This is a genomic window from Curvibacter sp. GW821-FHT09D12, from assembly GCF_059416245.1.
The window spans coordinates 1-18,529 of sequence record NZ_JBWKOU010000021.1; the positions used below are offsets into that span (position 1 = coordinate 1).

16 protein-coding genes are annotated in these 18,529 nt (G+C 66.5%); 5 read left to right on the top strand and 11 right to left on the bottom strand.

All coding sequences use genetic code 11. The annotated features are described in order from the left end of the window. Positions 1 to 159: 159 nt before the first annotated feature. A complete protein-coding gene (locus AC07PT_RS24265) occupies positions 160 to 1,284 on the bottom strand; it encodes a lipocalin-like domain-containing protein (RefSeq protein WP_494658417.1) in 1,125 nt (374 codons plus the stop codon). Positions 1,285 to 1,296: 12 nt separating this feature from the next. Next, positions 1,297 to 3,882 (bottom strand): FtsX-like permease family protein, encoded by a 2,586-nt coding sequence (locus tag AC07PT_RS24270; protein ID WP_494658418.1) that lies wholly within the window; start codon positions 3,880 to 3,882, stop codon positions 1,297 to 1,299. Between the two features lie 196 nt (positions 3,883 to 4,078). On the opposite strand from AC07PT_RS24270, the gene AC07PT_RS24275 reads away from it, so the two are divergent. After that, positions 4,079 to 4,510: an Hsp20/alpha crystallin family protein gene (locus AC07PT_RS24275; protein ID WP_492348646.1), complete on the top strand. Its 432-nt coding sequence runs from the start codon at positions 4,079 to 4,081 to the stop codon at positions 4,508 to 4,510. 23 nt (positions 4,511 to 4,533) lie between these two features. Here the strand turns inward: AC07PT_RS24275 and AC07PT_RS24280 are convergent, their stop codons facing one another. The 3 genes from AC07PT_RS24280 to AC07PT_RS24290 are packed head-to-tail and all read right to left on the bottom strand — an operon-like array spanning position 4,534 to position 7,406. Then, positions 4,534 to 5,220: an ABC transporter ATP-binding protein gene (locus AC07PT_RS24280; protein WP_492348647.1), complete on the bottom strand. Its 687-nt coding sequence runs from the start codon at positions 5,218 to 5,220 to the stop codon at positions 4,534 to 4,536. Positions 5,221 to 5,233: 13 nt separating this feature from the next. Next, positions 5,234 to 6,205: a tRNA (adenosine(37)-N6)-dimethylallyltransferase MiaA gene (gene miaA / locus AC07PT_RS24285; protein ID WP_492348648.1), complete on the bottom strand. Its 972-nt coding sequence runs from the start codon at positions 6,203 to 6,205 to the stop codon at positions 5,234 to 5,236. 10 nt (positions 6,206 to 6,215) lie between these two features. Further along, positions 6,216 to 7,406, bottom strand: coding sequence for a multidrug effflux MFS transporter (locus tag AC07PT_RS24290; RefSeq protein WP_492348649.1), 1,191 nt, complete (start codon positions 7,404 to 7,406; stop codon positions 6,216 to 6,218). A gap of 254 nt (positions 7,407 to 7,660) precedes the next feature. Between AC07PT_RS24290 and AC07PT_RS24295 the strand changes: the two genes are divergently transcribed. Beyond that, a complete protein-coding gene (locus AC07PT_RS24295) occupies positions 7,661 to 8,980 on the top strand; it encodes a serine hydrolase domain-containing protein (RefSeq protein ID WP_492348650.1) in 1,320 nt (439 codons plus the stop codon). A gap of 211 nt (positions 8,981 to 9,191) precedes the next feature. Continuing rightward, positions 9,192 to 9,521, top strand: coding sequence for a ferredoxin FdxA (gene fdxA, locus AC07PT_RS24300; RefSeq protein WP_494658419.1), 330 nt, complete (start codon positions 9,192 to 9,194; stop codon positions 9,519 to 9,521). Between the two features lie 31 nt (positions 9,522 to 9,552). Here fdxA and gdhA read toward each other — a convergent pair whose 3' ends face one another. Both gdhA and mutL read right to left on the bottom strand, forming a co-directional pair. Beyond that, positions 9,553 to 10,896, bottom strand: a complete 1,344-nt coding sequence (gene gdhA / locus AC07PT_RS24305; protein ID WP_492348652.1) for an NADP-specific glutamate dehydrogenase — start codon at positions 10,894 to 10,896, stop codon at positions 9,553 to 9,555. A 130-nt stretch (positions 10,897 to 11,026) separates the two neighbouring features. Then, positions 11,027 to 13,039 carry a DNA mismatch repair endonuclease MutL gene (mutL, locus tag AC07PT_RS24310; RefSeq protein ID WP_494658420.1) on the bottom strand — a complete coding sequence of 671 codons (2,013 nt, stop codon included), beginning with the start codon at positions 13,037 to 13,039 and terminating at the stop codon, positions 11,027 to 11,029. 98 nt (positions 13,040 to 13,137) lie between these two features. On the opposite strand from mutL, the gene AC07PT_RS24315 reads away from it, so the two are divergent. After that, on the top strand, positions 13,138 to 13,791 hold the full coding sequence (locus tag AC07PT_RS24315; protein WP_492348654.1) for a DedA family protein: 654 nt from the start codon (positions 13,138 to 13,140) through the stop codon (positions 13,789 to 13,791). Between the two features lie 73 nt (positions 13,792 to 13,864). Here the strand turns inward: AC07PT_RS24315 and AC07PT_RS24320 are convergent, their stop codons facing one another. The 3 genes from AC07PT_RS24320 to tsaE all read right to left on the bottom strand — a co-directional run bounded on the left by AC07PT_RS24320 (position 13,865) and on the right by tsaE (position 16,423). Beyond that, entirely contained in the window at positions 13,865 to 14,125 is a 261-nt protein-coding gene (locus tag AC07PT_RS24320; protein WP_494658421.1) for a YMGG-like glycine zipper-containing protein, read from the bottom strand. 214 nt (positions 14,126 to 14,339) lie between these two features. Continuing rightward, a complete protein-coding gene (locus AC07PT_RS24325) occupies positions 14,340 to 15,887 on the bottom strand; it encodes an N-acetylmuramoyl-L-alanine amidase (RefSeq protein WP_494658422.1) in 1,548 nt (515 codons plus the stop codon). Beyond that, positions 15,884 to 16,423 carry a tRNA (adenosine(37)-N6)-threonylcarbamoyltransferase complex ATPase subunit type 1 TsaE gene (gene tsaE / locus AC07PT_RS24330; protein WP_494658458.1) on the bottom strand — a complete coding sequence of 180 codons (540 nt, stop codon included), beginning with the start codon at positions 16,421 to 16,423 and terminating at the stop codon, positions 15,884 to 15,886. The genes AC07PT_RS24325 and tsaE overlap by 4 nt, the downstream gene beginning before the upstream one ends. Before the next feature lie 36 nt (positions 16,424 to 16,459). Here tsaE and queG point away from each other — a divergent pair, with 36 nt between their 5' ends. Further along, on the top strand, positions 16,460 to 17,590 hold the full coding sequence (queG, locus tag AC07PT_RS24335) for a tRNA epoxyqueuosine(34) reductase QueG (RefSeq protein ID WP_494658423.1): 1,131 nt from the start codon (positions 16,460 to 16,462) through the stop codon (positions 17,588 to 17,590). Here queG and AC07PT_RS24340 read toward each other — a convergent pair. Beyond that, on the bottom strand, positions 17,529 to 18,434 hold the full coding sequence (locus AC07PT_RS24340) for an AEC family transporter (RefSeq protein WP_494658424.1): 906 nt from the start codon (positions 18,432 to 18,434) through the stop codon (positions 17,529 to 17,531). The genes queG and AC07PT_RS24340 overlap by 62 nt on opposite strands. Between the last annotated feature and the right edge of the window lie 95 nt (positions 18,435 to 18,529).

Here is an 18,529-nt window from a genome sequence, read left to right on the forward strand (position 1 = left end):
GCGCCGATGATAGTGCGGGTTCCCGTGTGAAAGTAGGTCATCGTCAGGCTCTTACAGCCCTCAAAACCCCCTCCAGGCAACTGGCGGGGGTTTTGTCTTTGGGGCTCCAGAGTACGCCACTGCAGCTTCAGGGCCAACGCTTGCCGCTGCCCTCTCCGATCACAGCCTCAGCGCCTGCGCGTACCCCGTCAGCTCCACATAGCCTCGGCCCAGCAATCGGCCCTGAACGTCGAACACCTCGCTCAAGCCCTCCCAGTAGATCGCACCTGTTGATGCGCGGCTGTCCAGCTCCTGGGCCTCGATGACGGCTTTGACGACGAGCGCTTGCCCTGGCAGCACCAACTTCCATTCAACGGGATACTCCACCTGGGTCTTGGGGCTTTTCCAGCGCTTGCCCGGTATCAATTGCACCTGGCCTGGCGCCGTGACGGTTTGCTTGCCTTGGGCATCCCGAAAAGTGCTGGCATCCCACATCGCGTCACCGGCACGGTCCCGCATCCGGAACGCCATGAGGGCTGAACCATCCAGGAAATTGAGGCCCATCCAGTCCCATCCCTGGGCTTCGGGGGCCATCAGTTCATCGCTCCATTCGTGGTCCAGCCAGGCTCGGTGCTCGGTCCCTGCATCCAGAACAAAGCGCTGACCCTGCAACTGGATGTGCCCCTGCACACTCATCTGAGGCTCGCTGTAGTAGCGACTGAATTGCGTGGCCTGAGGCCCTTTTTGAGAATAGCCCTCCAGGCCTTGCAGGAGCAGTGGCTGCCTGGGTTTGAAGTCAAGGTGCAGCTCGAAGGCGTCACTCTGAATCCGGGCTTCGTACTGGCTGCCCTCTTGGGTGTGGCTGACACGCCGAAACGACCAGGGATGCAAGTGCACCTCAGTGTCTTGGGTGCCAGCTTCGGCCAAGCCCATGCCTGCGCGTGCACTGCGTTGGTCATGCCAAAGCTGTTTGCCCTGCACATCGGTCAGCGCAGCATGGGCGAACACCAGTTGCTGGGGGGAGAAGGCCGAACGTCCTTTGGGCACACCCTGCACGCGGGATCTGAAGAACGTGATCTGGTAGCCAAACATCCGCGAACCGGATTGAGCGCTGCCCGTCACGTACCACCACTCAATGCCCTGCTCAGGATGACTGCCAAAGTCTCTTGGAAATTGCAGCGGTGGTCTGGACAGCAGCGGCCCCTTGGCCAGGGCCCCCATGGGGGCACCCGCACCCACCAGACTCCAGGCCAGGGCATTGAATTGACGCCGTTTCAGCATCTGCGGTTTGGACAAAGGGTTCATGGGTGACAAGGTTTACCAATCTTCTCGCACGGCGCTCACCGCATCGCGGCTGACCGCCGCCCGCCCCGCCAGCCAGGCCGTCACCGTGCCGGCTGCGACCGTGGCCAGGCACAGGGCCAGCAATCGGCTCCAGGGGGCATGCAACTCCATGCTCCAGTGAAAACTCTGGGGATTCACCACTTTGACCAGCAGCACGGCCACCGCCAGCCCCAGCAGCAGTCCGGCCGCGGCACCGATGCTGGTCCAGACCAGCCCCTCACCGGCGACCACGGCCAGAATTTGCCGGCGGGTGAGCCCCAGGTGGGTCAACAAGCCGAACTCTTTGCGGCGTGCCAACACCTGGGCGCTGAAGCTGGCCGCCACGCCAAACAAGCCGATGCCAATGGCCACGGCCTGCAGCCAGTAGGTCACGGCAAAGCTGCGATCGAAAATCTTCAAGGAGCGCTCACGGATCTCTGCCGAGGAGGCGATCTCCAGCGCCAGCGGCCTGCTGCTGCCGCCTTGGCTGGAAGGCAGGGCCAGCAGCTCAGCTTGCACGACCGATTCAGCCACGCCAGGGCGTGGCCAAAGGGCCAGATCGTTCACTTGCGAGTCCCCGCTCAAGGCCTGGTAGTCGGCCCGGTCCATCACCAACGTACCGGACTGGCGGGCGTAATCTCGCCAGATGCCTTTCACAAAGAAGCGGGTCGCCGGCGATGTGGGTGCCGGATCCCGATGCGGGAAAGCCTTGGCCAGCAAGTCGAAGTCTTCGCCAGGGCGTGCCTGGTACAAGTCGACCATGGCCTCGCTCACGTAAAGCCCAATCGCGCCGGTCGGTGTGTCCAGAATCTTTCCTTGCAATGGCAGGCTTTTGGAGTCATCCAGCCGGTCCTTGGCGATCAGGGTGACTTTGGGCCGCCCAGGCATCAGCTGCAGCGCGCGCACCCGCAATCGACTGCTGGCTTGTACCGAGGGCAGTGCCACCGCCTGGTTCAGCCAGTCTTCTGGCAAGGTCAGTACTTCGCTCGCTTGCTGGCTGCCTTGCAGGTGTACATACAACGGGGCTGGCAGCACCAGGTCCAGCCAGTCGATCACTGAGACCCTGAAACTGCTGACCATCACGGTCAAGGCCACGGCCAGACTCAGGCTGGCCACCACCCCACTGATGGCCGAGCTGGCCATGCCGCGCATTCGGCGAGCGCGCTCCACCGCCAGCAAGGGCAGCAGGTGTTGCTGCAGGGCCCCAGCCAGTGGACCATCGATGATGGCCATCAGGCTGGGCAAGAGCACGATGCCCCCCACCAGAAGTGCACCCACCGACACATACGCCGCCACCGGGATGCCCCACCAGGGAGGGGACAAGGCCAGCACGCCGGCCAGTGCCATCAACATCAGGCCCGCCATGCGCCCATGGGCTGCAGAGGGTGCATCTCCCAGCCCTTTCAGCGATTGAGCCGGGGGCAGCGCGGCGGCGGCGCGCGCCGGCCACCAGCCCCCTGCCAACGCCGCGGCCACGCCCAGGCTGCCATACAGCAGCGCCGCGGCCGGGCTCCAGCGCAGGCTGGGTGCCACACCGGTGAAATACCCGCCACCCAGATCACCGCCCAACCAGCGCAGGGCCAGGGCCGCCAGGACGGTGCCCGCCAGCAGGCCGAGCCCACTGCCCACGCCGCCCAGCAGCAGGGATTCAAGCAGCACCAACCGGGCCCGCTCCCTGGGTTGCAGGCCCAGCACGCCCAGCAGCGCAAACTGCCGTGTGCGCCGTGCCACGCTCAGCGACAACACCGAAAACACCAGAAAAGCCCCGGTGAACAGCGCCACCAGGGCCAGCACCGTCAGGTTGACCCGGTAGGCCCGCGACAACTGGTCAATCTGTTGACCCGCGTCGGCCGGCTCATGGGCCAGCACATTGGCGGGCAGGTTCAGGTCCGTCAGGTAGCGAACGTGGTCCACCCCGGCCTGCAGCCGCACGTCGATGCGACTCAACTGACCGACACGGTCAAACAAGTCCTGCGCTGCGGCCATGTCCATCACGGCGGTGGCTGGTCCCGTCACAGCCAGCGTGCCCGCGACCTGAAGCGCCACCGGGCCCGCCTCGGTCTGTACCTGGACCTGGGTAGCGCCGGAGACTTGAGCCTGGGCCGCCGCATTCAGAAAAACACGTCCAGGTCGCAAGATGTCCAGGCGGTCTGCGCCAGCCAGGGGGCGTGGGATCAGGTCGGGTGCCACGCCAGCCAGGCGGAACGCATCCACACCCAGCAGTCGCAAGGGCACACCGCCCGGGGCCTGTGTGGTGAGCAGCAAGGTGTTGAGCTCCAGCACGGGTGAGGCCTCGGCCGTTTCGGGGTGTTGGGCCACCCGGGGGTACAGCGCTTCATCGAAGGTTCCCCGCACGGCGCGCAGTTCCAGATCGGCCTGCCCATTGACCGAGCGCACGGCCTGCGAGAACTCGTCCAGCGCCGAGGCATTGATCAGATGCACCGAAAAGGCCAGGGCCACGCCCAGCAGCACGGCCACGATCGCGGCCAGTGATCGCCAGGGGTGACGGCGCAACTCTTGCCACGAAAAAGTGCAAAGCAAGGCCCAGAGGGGCGATCGGTGACGGGGTGGCGGTGGCATCAGCCGCCATTGTGCACAGCTCTTTCAAGACCCTTCGCATCACCCGTCATCGCGACTTTTTGCGCCAGATCAAACAGGGATGCGAGGGTCTGTCTTGAACCCCAAAGCCGCTCTTGATGCGCCGCGCAGACCCCCTATTTTCTGAACGGGGGGCCCGCATGGGCCTGTCCCGTCATCAACCAGAAGGAGTTTCGACATGAATTCACTGATCCCACGCGGGGGCCTGCTGCTCGATGAGTTTTTCCGCGATGCCGCCCCCGGTTTCTACATCCGCCCCTTGCACGGGGACAGGCTGCCCACGCCGGCCCAGATCAAGGTCGACGTGACCGAAAGCGACGCCGCCTTCACCGTGCACGCCGAGGTGCCCGGTGTCGCCAAAGAAGACCTGCATGTGACCCTTGAGGGCCAGGTTTTGAGCCTCAGTGCCGAGGTGCGGCAGCAGGACCAGGCCACCCGCGATGGCAAGGTGTTGCGCAGCGAGCGCTACTTTGGTCAGGTGGCTCGCAGCATCCAACTGCCCACCGAGGTGGACGTCAGCCAGGCCCGCGCCCGGTACGAAGACGGGGTTCTCACCCTGACCCTTCCAAAGCGTCAGGCCGGCAGCGCCCAGCGGCTCAAGATCGAGTGAAGCGGCACCCGCCGGGGCGTGGGCTAGGCCGCGATGCCCTGAGCCGTCAGCCGCAGCACCCGGTCGGCCTGGGCCGCAGCGGCTTCCGAGTGGGTGACCAGCACCAGCGCGGCCCCTTGTTCACGCGTCTGCTGCAACAGCAGGGCCATCACTTGGCTGGCGGTTTGCGGGTCCAGGTTGCCGGTCGGTTCATCGGCCAGCAGCAGACCGGGCCGGTGCACCAGGGCGCGGGCAATGGCCACGCGCTGCAACTGGCCGCCGCTCAGTTGCTGTGGCAGGCGCTCGCCCAGCCCCGCCAGCCCTACGGCTGCCAGCATCTCCGAGACCCGGGCCTGGGCAGCCGTACCGCTTTGGCCCAACAGCATCAAAGGCAAGGCCACGTTTTGTCGCACGTCCAGGTGGGGCAGCACATGAAAGGCCTGAAACACAAAGCCCACATGCTGGCGTCGCCACAGGGCGCGCGACGTTTCGTCCAGCCCGGCCAGATCGGTGCCTTGCACATCGATTCGGCCTTCGTCCCAGTGGTCCAGGGCCGCCAGGCAGTTCAGCAAGGTCGACTTGCCCACGCCAGACTCACCGATGATGGCGACAAACTCCCCGGCACTGACAGTCAGGCTCACGTGCTCGAACACCGGGGCGCCGGCATAGCGTTTGCCCAGGCCCTGAACGCAGATGGCGGGCTTGGTCATGAATGGGCCAGGGGCGTTCATGGTGTTCGTGTCCTCAGCCCAGCTGTCCGCTCTTGCGCAGCAGGGCCTCAGCCAGGGCCAGCACCTGCGGCAGGGCATCGGGTGCATCGCAGGCCACGGTGTGGCGTCGAGGCATGCTGCGCAGCCAGGTCAGCTGCCGCTTGGCGAGCTGGCGTGTGGCAAAGATGCCGCGATCGCGCAACTCGTTCATCGGTTCTTGGCCTGACAAGGCCTCCCAGGCCTGGCGGTAACCCACGCAGCGCATCGATGGCAGGTCCGGGTGCAGATCGCCGCGGGCCCGCAATCGGCAGACCTCGTCGATGAAACCCTGTTGCAGCATGGCGTCAAAGCGTTGTTCGATGCGGTGGTGCAGCCATTTGCGGTCCTTGGGTTCCAGCGCGATCAGTTCGATGGGCAGGCCCCGGGTCGTGTCGCCGTGCTGTGCGGCATGAAAGCTCGACAGCGTCTGCCCCGATACCCGGAACACCTCCAGCGCACGCTGGATGCGCTGGGCATCGTTCGGGGCCAGGCGCTGAGCCGTGGCGGGGTCCACACGCGCCAGTTCGGCGTGCAGGCCAGGCCAGCCGCGCTCGGCTGCCTCAGCCTCCAGCGCGGCACGCACCTCGGGGTTGGCGGGGGGCATCGGGTCCAGTCCATCCACCAAGGCCTTGAAGTACAACATCGTCCCGCCGACCAGCAGCGGCAGGGCGCCGCGGGCGCGGATGGCCTGGATCAGCCCAGCCGCGTCTTGGGCAAACTCGGCGGCGCTGTAGGCTTGCAAAGGGTCGCGGATGTCGATCAGGTGATGGGGCACCTGCGCCAGCTCGGCCGCGCTGGGCTTGGCCGTGCCGATGTCCATGCCCCGGTACACCAGTGCCGAATCCACGCTGATGATCTCCATCCGATGATGGGGCGCGAGGTGCGCAGCCAAAGCCAGTGCGGCAGCCGTCTTGCCGGAGGCGGTCGGGCCTGCCAGGGCCAGGCAGGGAAGGGTCGAAGTCGTCATGCAAGGGGTCTCAGGTGGCGGCCGGTTCACCGTATTTGGGGACCAGTGTCCAGGCGGTCAGGGCGATGCAGGCGCTCCAGAACCAGACGCCCAGGGTCAGAGGGTAGATCGTGCCGTCCATGTGCTGCCCCAGCCAAGCCCCGATCCCAAAGGCCACCACCATCATGCCGAAGCCATTGAGCGCCGAGGCTGCGCCGGCGGCCTGGGGGAAGGGGCCCACGGCACCGCTTTGCCCGCAAGGCTGGTGCACCCCGTGAGCCAGCATGAAGATGTAATAGGGCAGCATGATGGCCCAGCCCTGGTGCACGCCCGCCAGGGCCAGTGTGCCCATCAGCGTGCCGCCCAGCAGGGTCATCCCGCCGGCCACGGCCACGCTGCGTCGCAGACCCAGGCGCGGCAGCATCCAGCGGCACATGAACGTGCCCAGAAAGTAGGCAAAAGACATCGAACACATCAACAGGCCATAGGCGGTCTTGCTCAGCCCCAGGACTTTGATGAAGACGAAGGACGACGAGGCCAGAAAGGTGAACAGCCCGCCATACGAGGCCGCGGTCAGCACCGAGAAGGTGATGAAGGTCGGGTGGCGCAGGATCTGCCCCCAGGTGCGCAACACCACTGAAGGCTGGGTGGCACGCGGGTTGCGCTGGGCCAGGCTCTCGCTGAAGCGCCAGCCCAGCAGCCCCAGGGTGGCGGCGCCGAACACGGCCAGGGCCAGCATGGCGGCCCGCCAGCCCATCCAGTCGGACAGCAGGCCCCCCAGGGGAGCGCTCAGGCAGGCGATCACACCCAGGCCGGACAAGCCCTTGGACATGACCCGTGCGCCTTCCAGTGGCTTGTACAGGTCACGCACGATGGCCCGGGCGCACATCACGCCAGCCCCCATGGCCGCCCCCTGCACCATGCGGCCCAGGATCAGCATCTCCATCGAGGTGGCCAGGGCACAGCCCAGGGCCGACACGGTGTAGGCCACCATGCCGATCAACAGCACGGGGCGGCGTCCGATCCGGTCCGACAGCGGGCCCCAGGCCAGTTGCGAGCAGCCGAAAGCCAGCAGAAGCGCCGACAACGTCAGTTGGGCTTGCGTCATCGTGGCGCCAAAGCCCTCTTTCATGGCCGGCAGGGCGGGCAGGTAGAGGTCGGTGGTCACCGGCTGCAGACCCAGCAACAGAGACAGGATCAGGACCACCAGCCCGGGGCTCATGGCGGGGGTCTGGGGAAGGGCCGCAGAGGCGGCAGAACGAGAGGCAGGCATCCGGGCGAGCGTATCAGAAAGCACCCCGGGCCCTGCCAGGGCGAGGGCACTCCGGTCAGTCGCCTGGGTGACGGAATCGGGCCGGTGTATCCCTGACAGGACATACCCGCAGCACCGTCCTGGGGCGCCTCCGCCTTTGCTAAGGTGGCTGGTTAACCCCGTTCACTCAGCGATCCCTGGATCGGCACGCCTGGAGGCTAGTCATGACCGCATTTCCCGCTCTTCGATGTTCCCTGAGCACCTTTCGCATGGGCCTGCTGGCGGTGCTGTGTGCCCCGTTGCTGGCGACGGCCCAGACCCCGCCACTGCCCCCTCCCGACAGCGTGAACCTGGACCGCCTCGGCTACATGAGCACCTTCCCGCCCGAGCCCGCCCAGCGCGTCACCTTGGCCAACAGCTACCAGTATCCGCAGCTGCGTTGGGTGGTGCAGCATGTGCGCGAACTGCAACCCACGCACAACATCCGGCGTGGCACGGGCCCGGCCTCCAGCTTGCCGGCCGATCCTCGACCCCTGGGACCAGTGAGCTTTGAAGATGCCAAGGGCCAGTCGCTCACCATCGATGAGTGGGCACGCAGCACCTACACCGACGCCTTGGTGGTCCTGCACAAGGGGCGGGTGGTGTACGAGCGCTACGACAACCAGATGACGCCGCATTCGCCGCATCTGCTGTTCTCGGTCACCAAATCGTTCACCGGTCTGCTGGCCGCCCAACTGGCCCAGGAGGGCAAGCTTGACCCGGCCGCCCTGGTGACCACCTATGTGCCCGAACTGGCCGGCTCGGCCTGGGGCGACATGACGGTGCGTCAAGTCATGGACATGACGGGTGCGGTGCGCTTTCGTGAGGTCTACACCGACCCCAGCACCGAGATCTTTGGCTACAGCTGGGCCAGTGGCCTGCTGCCCAGGCCTCCGGGTTACCAGGGCCCCACCACGGTGTACGACTTCCTGAAAACCCTCAAGAAAGAGGGCGAGCATGGTGAGGGCTTTGTCTACCGCACGGTGCACTCCGAGGTGCTGGGCTGGATCGTGTCGCGTGTCACAGGCCAGCATTGGGCCGAACTCATGAGCCAGCGCATCTGGCAGAAACTGGGCATGGAAGAAGACGCCTATGTGATGGTCGACAGCGTGGGCACGCCCTTACAGGGGGCTGGCCTGAACGCCACCGCCCGCGACCTGGCCCGGGTGGGTGAGATGTTGCGCCTGGGCGGCACCTTCAATGGCCAGAAGATCCTCGACAAGGCCGTCATCGAGGACACGGCCCGAGGCGGTGACCGCGAAAAGTTCAAGTTCCAGGGCCTGCAGGCGGCCCGACCGGGCTACAGCTACCGCAACCAATGGTGGGTGCTGCACAACGCCGATGGGGCCTACGAGGCCGCCGGGGTGCACGGGCAGTTCATCCACATCAACCCGGCCGCCGAAATGGTGGTGGTCAAGCTGTCGTCGCACCCCGTGGCGGGCGCCGCTTTCACCCACCCGACCACGCTCAAGGCCTGGGCCGCGCTGGCCAAAGCCGTGCGCTGAGCCCGGGCATGGGCCGCGGTGGCGCGCCACAGGCCCGCTTTCGCTGACAATCGGCGCGCTCCCGCAGGCTTTGCGGTGGCTTTTCGTGACTCGTGAAAGGCTGCGCCGTGGCGCCCCGATTTTCTGTTGGCCCTGCACCCGGGTGCGGGGCCATTGTTTTGTCTGACGCTGATTTTTTCAAGCGGCCTGGCGCCTGTGCTGCGGAGGCCCCATGCCTTTCGTAGTCACTGAGCCCTGCATCCAGTGCCGTTACACCGACTGTGTCGAGGTGTGCCCCATGGACTGCTTTGTGGCCGGCCCCAATTTTCTGGTGATCGACCCCGATGGCTGCATCGACTGCTCGGTGTGTGTGCCCCAGTGCCCGGTGCAGGCCATTGTGAACGCCGCCGAGGTCACGCCAGAGCAGGCCCCCTATGTGGCCCTCAACGCTCACCTCGCCAAGTCAGAGGGCTGGACGCCGATCCGCCAGCGACAGGCGCCCTTGCCAGAGCATGCGCACTGGGCCCAGGTGGCGGACAAGCGCCACCTGCTGCCGGCCTGAGCTTGGCCTCTTTTGGGGCGGCTCGGGCGGGTCAGACCACGCCCTGGGCCCGCATCGCGTCGGCCACCTTCACAAAGCCCGCCACGTTGGCGCCGGTCAGGTAGCTGACACGGCCTGTCGCATCTCGCCCATGGTCCACGCAGGCCCGGTGGATGCCGCTCATGATCTGGCGCAGGCGCAGGTCCACCTCCTCGCGTGGCCAGCTCAGGCGGGCGGCGTTCTGGCTCATCTCCAGGCCTGAGGTGGCCACACCGCCCGCATTGCTGGCCTTGCCTGGGGCATACAGCACCCCAGCCGCCTCGAAGGCCTTGGCGGCTTCGATGGTGCTGGGCATGTTGGCGCCTTCGGCCACGCACAGCACCCCGTTGGCGATCAGGGCCGCCGCATCCAGGGCGTCCAGTTCGTTTTGTGTGGCGCAAGGCAGGGCCACATCCACCGGCACTTTCCAGGGCCTGGCATCGGGCTCGAAGCGGGCCCCGATGCGCTCGGCGTAGTCGCTCACGCGCCCGCGGTGGTGGTTCTTGATCTCCATGAGCAGCGCGAGCTTCTCAGGGGTGAAGCCTTGCTCGTCGATCACCGTACCGCCCGAGTCCGACGCGGTCAGTACCAGGGCGCCCAGCGTCATGGCCTTCTCGATGGCGTACTGAGCCACATTCCCCGAACCCGACACGCTGACCCGCAGGCCCTCGAACGAGCGTCCTCGGGAGTGAAGCATCTCTTCGGCAAAATACACCGTGCCATAGCCCGTGGCCTCAGGGCGCATCAGCGAGCCGCCAAAGCTCAGCCCCTTGCCGGTGAACACGCAGTCAGCCCGGTTGCTGAGCTTTTTCATCATGCCGGCCATGAAGCCCACCTCGCGCCCGCCCACACCGATGTCACCGGCGGGCACGTCGGTGTCCGCGCCAATGTGGCGGTAAAGCTCTTGGACGAAGGCCTGGCAGAAGCGCATCACCTCGCCGGGGCTGCGCCCCTTGGGATCGAAGTCGGAGCCCCCTTTGGCACCGCCCATGGGCAAGGTGGTGAGGGCGTTCTTGAAGGTCTGCTCGAAGGCCAGGAACTTCAGCACCGACAGGTTCACTGAGGGGTGAAAGCGCAGGCCGCCCTTGTAGGGCCCCAGCGCCATGCTGTGCTGGATGCGGTAGCCGCGATTGACCCGGACCTGGCCCTGGTCGTCCACCCAGCTGATCCTGAACATCACGATGCGCTCGGGCTCGACCAGGCGCTCCAGCAGGGCGTGTTCCGCGTAATGGGGGTGGCGTTGCAGAAACGGCCACAGACATTCCATCACTTCCGTGACGGCTTGCAGGTACTCGGGTTGGTGGGGGTTTTGGCGGTTCAGCCGTTGCACAAAGCTGGCGGCATCGAGATGCTTCATTCAAGGGTCCCTTCGCCTGCCGCACAAACCGGCAGGGGGGATGATCTTGCGGGCAGGCCGCCCAGCGTTCGTCACCAAATGTAGCCCCTGTGCCCGCCCCCTGGCGGCGGTGCTGGACGGCTTGCTGCCCTCAGCGCCCGCGCAGGAACAGGGCGTCCAGTTCGCGCATGGGCAGTTGCCGCCAGGTGGGGCGTCCATGGTTGCATTGGTCGGATCGCTCAGTCTCTTCCATCTGGCGCAGCAGCCCGTTCATCTCGTCCAAGGTCAGGCGGCGGTTGGCGCGCACCGCACCGTGGCAGGCCATGGTGGCCAGCAGTTCGTTGCGAGCCCGCTGCACCACCGTGCTGGCATCGTGCTGGCCCAGTTCGGCCAGCACGCTGCGGGCCAGCTCCACCGCGTCGCCCTGGGCCAAGGTGCTGGGCACCGCCCGCACGGCCAGCGTCTTGGGTGAGAAGGGCACGATCTCCAGGCCCAGCGTGGCCAGGGTGTCGGCACATTCCTCGGCCGTGGCCACCTCTTGGGGCGTGGCGGCGAAGGTGGCCGGGATCAGCAAGGGCTGACTGGCCAGCGGGGCCTCGTCAATCTGGGTCTTGAGGCGCTCGTACACGATGCGTTCATGGGCGGCGTGCATGTCCACAATCACCAGGCCATGGGCGTTTTCCGCCAGGATGTACACCCCTTGCAGTTGCGCAATCGCACGCCCGAGCGGCCAGTCGTCGGCGGTGTCGGGCAGGGCCGTGGGCGCCGGCTGGGCAGCCAGGCTGGCCTGATTGTAGGGCGAGGGGGCCCCCAGCGCCGGATGGACGCTGGGGTTGCCAACGGGGGGCTGAGCGAGGGCCGGGCGCCCCACCGTGTCGGCCCACAAGGGCGGGGTGGTCCCGTTGGCGGTGGCGGCGCCAGGTTGCCACAGCGCGGCCAGGTCGTTCACGCGGTGACCCACCGGATCGGGGCGAAAACCCATGCCGGCCTGGGTCCAATGGGCGCTGAAGGGCGCTGGCGCGGTGGCGTGAGTCCCGGCCAGGCCTGGCGCCTGATCCGGGTCGGGCTGGAGGCCCGTCAACTCCGGGGGCTGGGCGGCGGCGGCCGCGGCCGCCGCCAGCGCAGCGCGCGGGGCAGCCAGGGCATTTTCGACCGCATGGCGCACCGCCTGATGGACCTCACGGCTCTCCCGGAAGCGCACTTCGATCTTGGTCGGGTGCACGTTCACGTCGACGCGGGTCGGGTCAATCTCCAGCGACAAGGCATAGACGGGCTGGCGTTGGCCATGCAGCACGTCTTCGTAGGCACTGCGGGCTGCATGGGTGAGAACTTTGTCGCGGACGTAACGTCCGTTCACATAGCAGAACTGGTGGTCGGCACGCGAGCGCGACGCATCCGGCACCCCGGCCCGGCCCGTTACCCGGATCGGCCCCACATTGAAGTACACGGCCACCGATTGGGTCAGGAACTCTTCGCCCAGCACATCGGCCAGGCGGCGGTCATGGGCTTCGGGACCGTGGCAGGCGCGCCACTGCTCCACCAGCTTGCCTTCGTGCCAGATCGCAAAGCCGACTTCGGGGCGGGCCAGGGCGTGGCGGCGCACCGATTCCACGCAATGCGCCAACTCGGTGGCGTCGGTCTTCAGAAACTTGCGCCGTGCGGGCGTTGAGAAGAAGAGCTCTTTGACCTCCACCGTGGTGCCGGTGGCCCGGGCGGCCGGCTTCAGTTCGCCGGTGCGTGCATCCAGCAGGAAGGCATTGGGTTGCCCTTCGGTGCGAGACAGCAAGGCCATTTCAGAGACCGAGGCGATGGCGGCCAGGGCCTCGCCGCGAAACCCCATGGTGCCCACTGATTCCAGGTCGTGCAGGTTGCTGATCTTGCTGGTGGCATGGCGCTTCAGGGCCACGGGCAACTCTTCGGGGGGGATGCCCATGCCGTTGTCCTCGACCGAGATCAGCCGCACGCCACCGGCCAGCAGACGCACGGTGATCTGGCTGGCGCCTGCGTCCAGCGCGTTGTCCACCAGTTCGCGCACCACCGAGGCGGGGCGTTCGACCACTTCACCTGCGGCGATCTGGCTGATGAGTTCATCGGGCAGCTCGCGGATGGGGCGGCGCGCGGAAGTGGCAGATGGGGAGGATGGGGGGAAGGGCTCGGTGTTCACCCCGGGATTCTAGAGGCCCGGCAGCTCATGGGTCCTCAGCGGGGCTTGTCACGACGTTGGCGGTTGGCGGCTTCATAATCTGCCGCCAAAGGATGCCCATGGAAATCATTGCCTCATTGATCGACTTCATCATTCACGTCGACAAATACCTCGAGTTCTTCGTGCAGAACTACGGCCTGTGGGTCTATGCGCTGCTGTTTGCCATCGTGTTCGTCGAGACCGGCCTGGTGGTCATGCCCTTCTTGCCGGGCGACTCGCTGCTTTTCATTGTCGGGGCCATGGGCGGGGCGGGTTTGCTGAACCTGCCCTTGGCTGCCGTGGTGTTGGTGGTGGCCGCCATTCTGGGCGACCAGTGCAATTACCAGATCGGCCGGTTTTTCGGCCCCCGGGTGTTCCAGTGGGAGAACTCGCGCTTTTTCAACCGGGATGCGTTCAACCAGGCCCACGCCTTTTATGAGCGTTACGGAGGCATCACGGTGATCCTGGCGCGCTTCATGCCCTTCATTCGCACCTTTGCCCCCTTTGTGGCGGGCGTGGCGGCCATGACCCGTCGCCGTTTCACGGCTTATAACGTGGCGGGGGCGGTGATCTGGGTGGTGGGGGTCTGCGCCATCGGCTACCTTTTCGGCAACCTGCCTTGGGTGAAGCAGCATTTCGAGAAAATCATCTGGGCGATGATCCTGCTGCCGGGCCTGCTGGCCCTGTGGGGCGCCTGGAAGGGCCGCCGCTCCGGTGGGGCGGCCCAGGCCTGAGAACGTCGGTTCGTTCCAAGGGGCCGTTGCACCACACAGGCTCGCCGGCTGTGTGCGTGAACGGCGCTCAGCGTCAGCGACGGCTCTTGCTGAGTTCGTTGCCTGCCAAGGCGCCTGCTGCCGCGCCGGCCACCACGCCCAGGGTGCTGCCGAACAGCACGCTGCCGGTGGCGCCACCTACCACCGCGCCAGCCACCGTACCCACTTGCTGGTGGGTGGGGCGGGAGGCGCAGGCGCCCAGGGACAGGCTCAGTGCCAGCACGGTGAGCAGGGTCAGCCGACGGGAAGAAGGGCGCGCCAGGCTGGGGGCGATCCGAAGGGTGCGGTTTTTCATGGGATTCCTTTGAACAGGTCGGGAGGGCGGTGGATCCGCCAAGACTCTGTTCGGAACTTTACAAACATGAGCCACCACCATCTGTTTGAAACTCGGCATTGATGTGTTGCCAAGGTTTCAGATAAGTCCAGATGTTTCAAAAATAGGCCTATTCGGTCATTAATGACGAATTGCCGGCAATTTGATCGACTCACCGCGCCCCATGGCGGGCGCTTCAGGCACTGCGGTTGCGTGCCAGTGGCGGGTTGCGCGAGAAATAGCGCTCGATGCCCCGCATGACGGCATCGGCCAACTGATTCTGGTACTCAGGGCTGCGCAGGCGGGCTTCTTCTTCGGGGTTGCTGATGAAGGCCGTCTCGACCAGCACACTGGGGATGTCGGGCGCCTTGAGCACGGCAAAGCCGGCCTGCTCGACCTTGGGCTTGTGCAGTCGTCCGACGGCGCTGATCTCACCCAGCAGGGCGGTGCCCAGCTTCAGGCTGTCGTTGATCTGCGCCGTGGTGCTCATGTCGAGCAGGGCGCGTTGCACGGTGGCGTCCTGCACCTTCACGTTCAGGCCGCCCACCTGATCAGCCCGGTTCTCCTTGTCGGCCATCCAACGGGCCGCCGCACTGGAGGCGCCACTCTGGCTGAGCGCGAACACACTGGCTCCGCGGGCCGCCGGGGTGATGAAGGCGTCGGCATGGATGCTCACGAACAGGTCGGCCTGCACGCGCCGGGCCTTGTCCACCCGCACATGCAAGGGCACGAAGAAGTCGGCATCGCGGGTCATGAAGGCCCGCATCGGGTTGCCCTTGACCGTGGTGGCGTTGATGCGTTCACGCAGCAGGTGGGCGATGCTGAGCACCACGTCCTTCTCGCGCGTGCCCGAAGGGCCCGTGGCGCCTGGGTCTTCGCCGCCGTGGCCCGGGTCCAGCGCGATGATGATGAGGCGGTCGGTGGCCTGGGTCTCGGCGTTGTCGTTGGCCGGGGGCCTGGCAGGGCGCGGCGCGGGGCCAGGGGGGCTGGCGTTGGCTGAAGCCTGGGTTGTTGGGCTCGTGCCGGGGCCGCTGAGGCTGGGGCTGGGCTTGAGCTCCGGGCGGCCTGGGGGGCTCACGGGGGCGGAGCTTGCGGAGGGCGCGGTTGCATGGGGGTTGCGCTGCGCAATCAATTCTCCCAGGGGGTCGGGCAGTGGCGCGGGCTTGCCTGCGCTGCCGCTGGGGGGGGCGGTGGTGACGGCGGTGGCCGGCGCATGCACCGCTTGTCGGCTGTCCTGAAGGCGTTCTGCGATCAGGGCTTCCAGTGGGTCGACTGTCACCGTGGGGTACAGGTCGAAGACCAGCCGGTGCTGGTAGGCGGCCACCGGGGGCAGGGTGAAGACCTGGGGCAAGGCTGCCTGTTTGAGGTCAATCACCAGCCGGACCACCCCTGGGGCGTACTGGCCGACCCGTATCCCGCTGATGAAGGGGTCGTCGGCCTTCACCTTGGCCACCAACTCCCGAAGGGCCGGGTTCATCTCGATGCCGTCGATGTCCACGGCCAGTCGTGGCGGGTTGGCCACAAAAGTCTGCCGCGCGGCCAGTGCGCCATCGGATTCGATGGTCACCCGGGTGTAGTCTGGCGCGGGCCACACCCGCACGGCCACGATGCTGGCACCCCAGGCCAACTCGGTCAGCCCCATCAGCAGCACCACGCCGCCGGCTTGCAGGGCCTGGCGTCGGCGCAGCAGCGCGGGCACACGCGGGGCTTCGTTGGCAGGGCTCAGGTCGGTGTGGCGGCTCATGGGCACAAGGCCTTCAGCAGAGACTGGCCCAGCGGGGTGGCGGCTTGCAGCACGACTTGACGGGCGGCCGCGGGGGCCTCGGCCGTGTCGGCGCTGTCATCATCCGGCGTCTCGTCCGATCCCAGCACCGTCAACTGCAGCACCAGGTCGGGCACGGGCAGCATGCCTTGGGCCTTGTCGGGCCATTCGGCCAGCTTCAGGCCCGGGCTGGCAAACAGGTCCCGAAAGCCGGCCTCCTCCCATTCACGGGGGTCGTTGAAGCGGTAGAAATCAAAGTGCCAGATGCGCAGCACCTGCTCACCCTGGCGGGCTTCATGGGGCTCAACCACAGCGTAGGTGGGGCTTTTGATCCGTCCCTGCACGCCCAACTCGCGCAGCAGGTGGCGCACAAAAGTGGTCTTGCCGGCGCCCAGATCCCCCTGCAACTCGATGAAGGCATGGCGCACACCAGGCAAGGCGGCCAGACGGCGGGCGAAGGCCTGGGTATCGGTTTCGTGGCTCCAGATCAGCGTGGCAGAAGACAGGTGGGGCGACATGGGCGACATGGACAACAGGGTTCCTACAATTCCGGGGTGCAAATCAATGGCCATCAACTTGTATCCGACATCCAGGGCTGGGCCCGGGCGCTGGGATTTTCTCAAATCGGCGTCGCCGGCATCGATCTGGCGAGTGCCGAGCCAGGCTTGGAGGCCTGGCTGGCTGCCGGGTTCCACGGCAGCATGAATTACATGGCGGCGCACGGGCTGAAGCGGGCCCGGCCAGCCGAACTGGTGCCGGGCACGGTCAGCGTGCTGACCGCGCGCATGGATTATCTGCCCGCCAGCACCCCAGTCGACTGGACCGGGCATGAACTGGCGCGATTGCAGCGTCCCGGCGAGGCGGTGGTGTCCTTGTATGCGCGGGGCCGTGACTACCACAAGGTGTTGCGCAGCCGATTGCAAAAACTGGCCGAGCGCATGGCCGCCGAGTTGGGGCCTCTGGGGCACCGGGTGTTCACCGATTCGGCCCCGGTGCTGGAGGCCGAACTGGCCGCCCGCAGTGGCCAGGGCTGGCGCGGCAAGCACACCCTGGTGCTGAACCGCGACGGGGGTTCGATGTTCTTCCTCGGTGAGATCTACCTGGACATCGCCTTGCCGCCCACTGAACCGGTCACGGCGCACTGCGGCCAGTGCAGCGCCTGTGTACAGGCCTGCCCTACGCAGGCCATCGTGGCGCCCCACCGGGTGGATGCGCGCCGCTGTGTCTCTTACCTCACCATCGAGCACGATGGCCCGATCGACCTGGCCCTGCGTCCGCTGTTGGGCAACCGCATCTACGGCTGCGATGATTGCCAACTGGTGTGCCCCTGGAACAAGTTTGCGCAACGCTCGCCCTTGCCCGATTTCGACGAGCGCGCCGGCCTGTCAGGCCAGACGCTGGCGCATTTGCTGGGCTGGTCCGAGGGCGAGTTTCTGCGCCGCACCGAGGGCAGTGCGATCCGTCGCATCGGCCATTGGCGCTGGGTGCGCAATCTGAGCGTGGCGGCCGGCAATGCCCTGCAGGGTGGCCTGGCGGGTGACGAGGCCGTGGTGCTGCGCCAGGCCCTGGCGGCACATCAGGCCGGTGCCGACGCGGTGTTGGCCGAGCACCTGGCCTGGGCGCTTAGCGCAGCACCCCCAGGGCAAAGGGCAGGCTCGCCATGCCCAGCAGGGTCGACAGGGTGACCAGGCCAGCCACATAGGGGCCGTTGTAGCCCATGCGGGCGGCCAGCACATAGCAGGTCGAGGCGGTGGGCAGGGCTGAAAACGCCAGCAGCACCGTGGTCTGCACGGTGTCCAGCCCGAAGGCGCGGGCCAGGCCCCAGGCCAGCAGTGGCAGCATCAGGTGTCGGATGGACAGAACGGCCACGGCCAGGGTGCGGGCCTTGGCCAGTTGCCCGATCTCCATGCCTGCGCCGGCCGACATCAAGCCCAGTGCCAGCGAAGCCGCGCCGATGCGGCTGACCGTCGGGTCCAGCCAGACCGGCATGGTGAAGCCCGCCAGGTTGGCCAGCAGCCCGCTGGCCGTGGCCAGCACCAAGGGGTTGCGCAGAATCTCGCCCACGAAGCCGCGCTTGGCGTGGCGTGCCATGGGCCAGACCGCCGCCACATTGAAAATCGGCACGCAAACGCCGATCAACACCGCGATCAGCAACATGCCCTGGGGCCCGGCGAGCCGGTCGGTGATGGCCAGGGCAATGAATGAATTGAAGCGGAACGCCACCTGCACGCTGGCCGGGTGCTCGCGCCCGCGCATGAAGCGGCCCACGATCGGCAGGTGAGGCAGCGCATACGACAGCCCAATGCCCGACACCCCCATCAACACCCCGGCTGTGAGCAGCGAGGACGCTTCGCCCAGGTTCAGCGGGCTTTTCACGATGGAGTGGAACAGCAGCACCGGAAACAGAAAGAAATACACCAGGCTCTCGACCTGTTGCCACACGGTGCGGTTCAGCGCGGTGTATCGGCACAACAGAAAGCCGCAGAGAATCAGCGAAAAATCGGGGAAGAGCAGTTGGGCGTAGTTCACCGGTCGAGAATAACAGTCAGGGGCCCACAGGGTTTGTCACTAGCTGCTTTCCACAGGGGCAGAGGTCGGGCTAGCCGTTACGATCTCGCACTCAT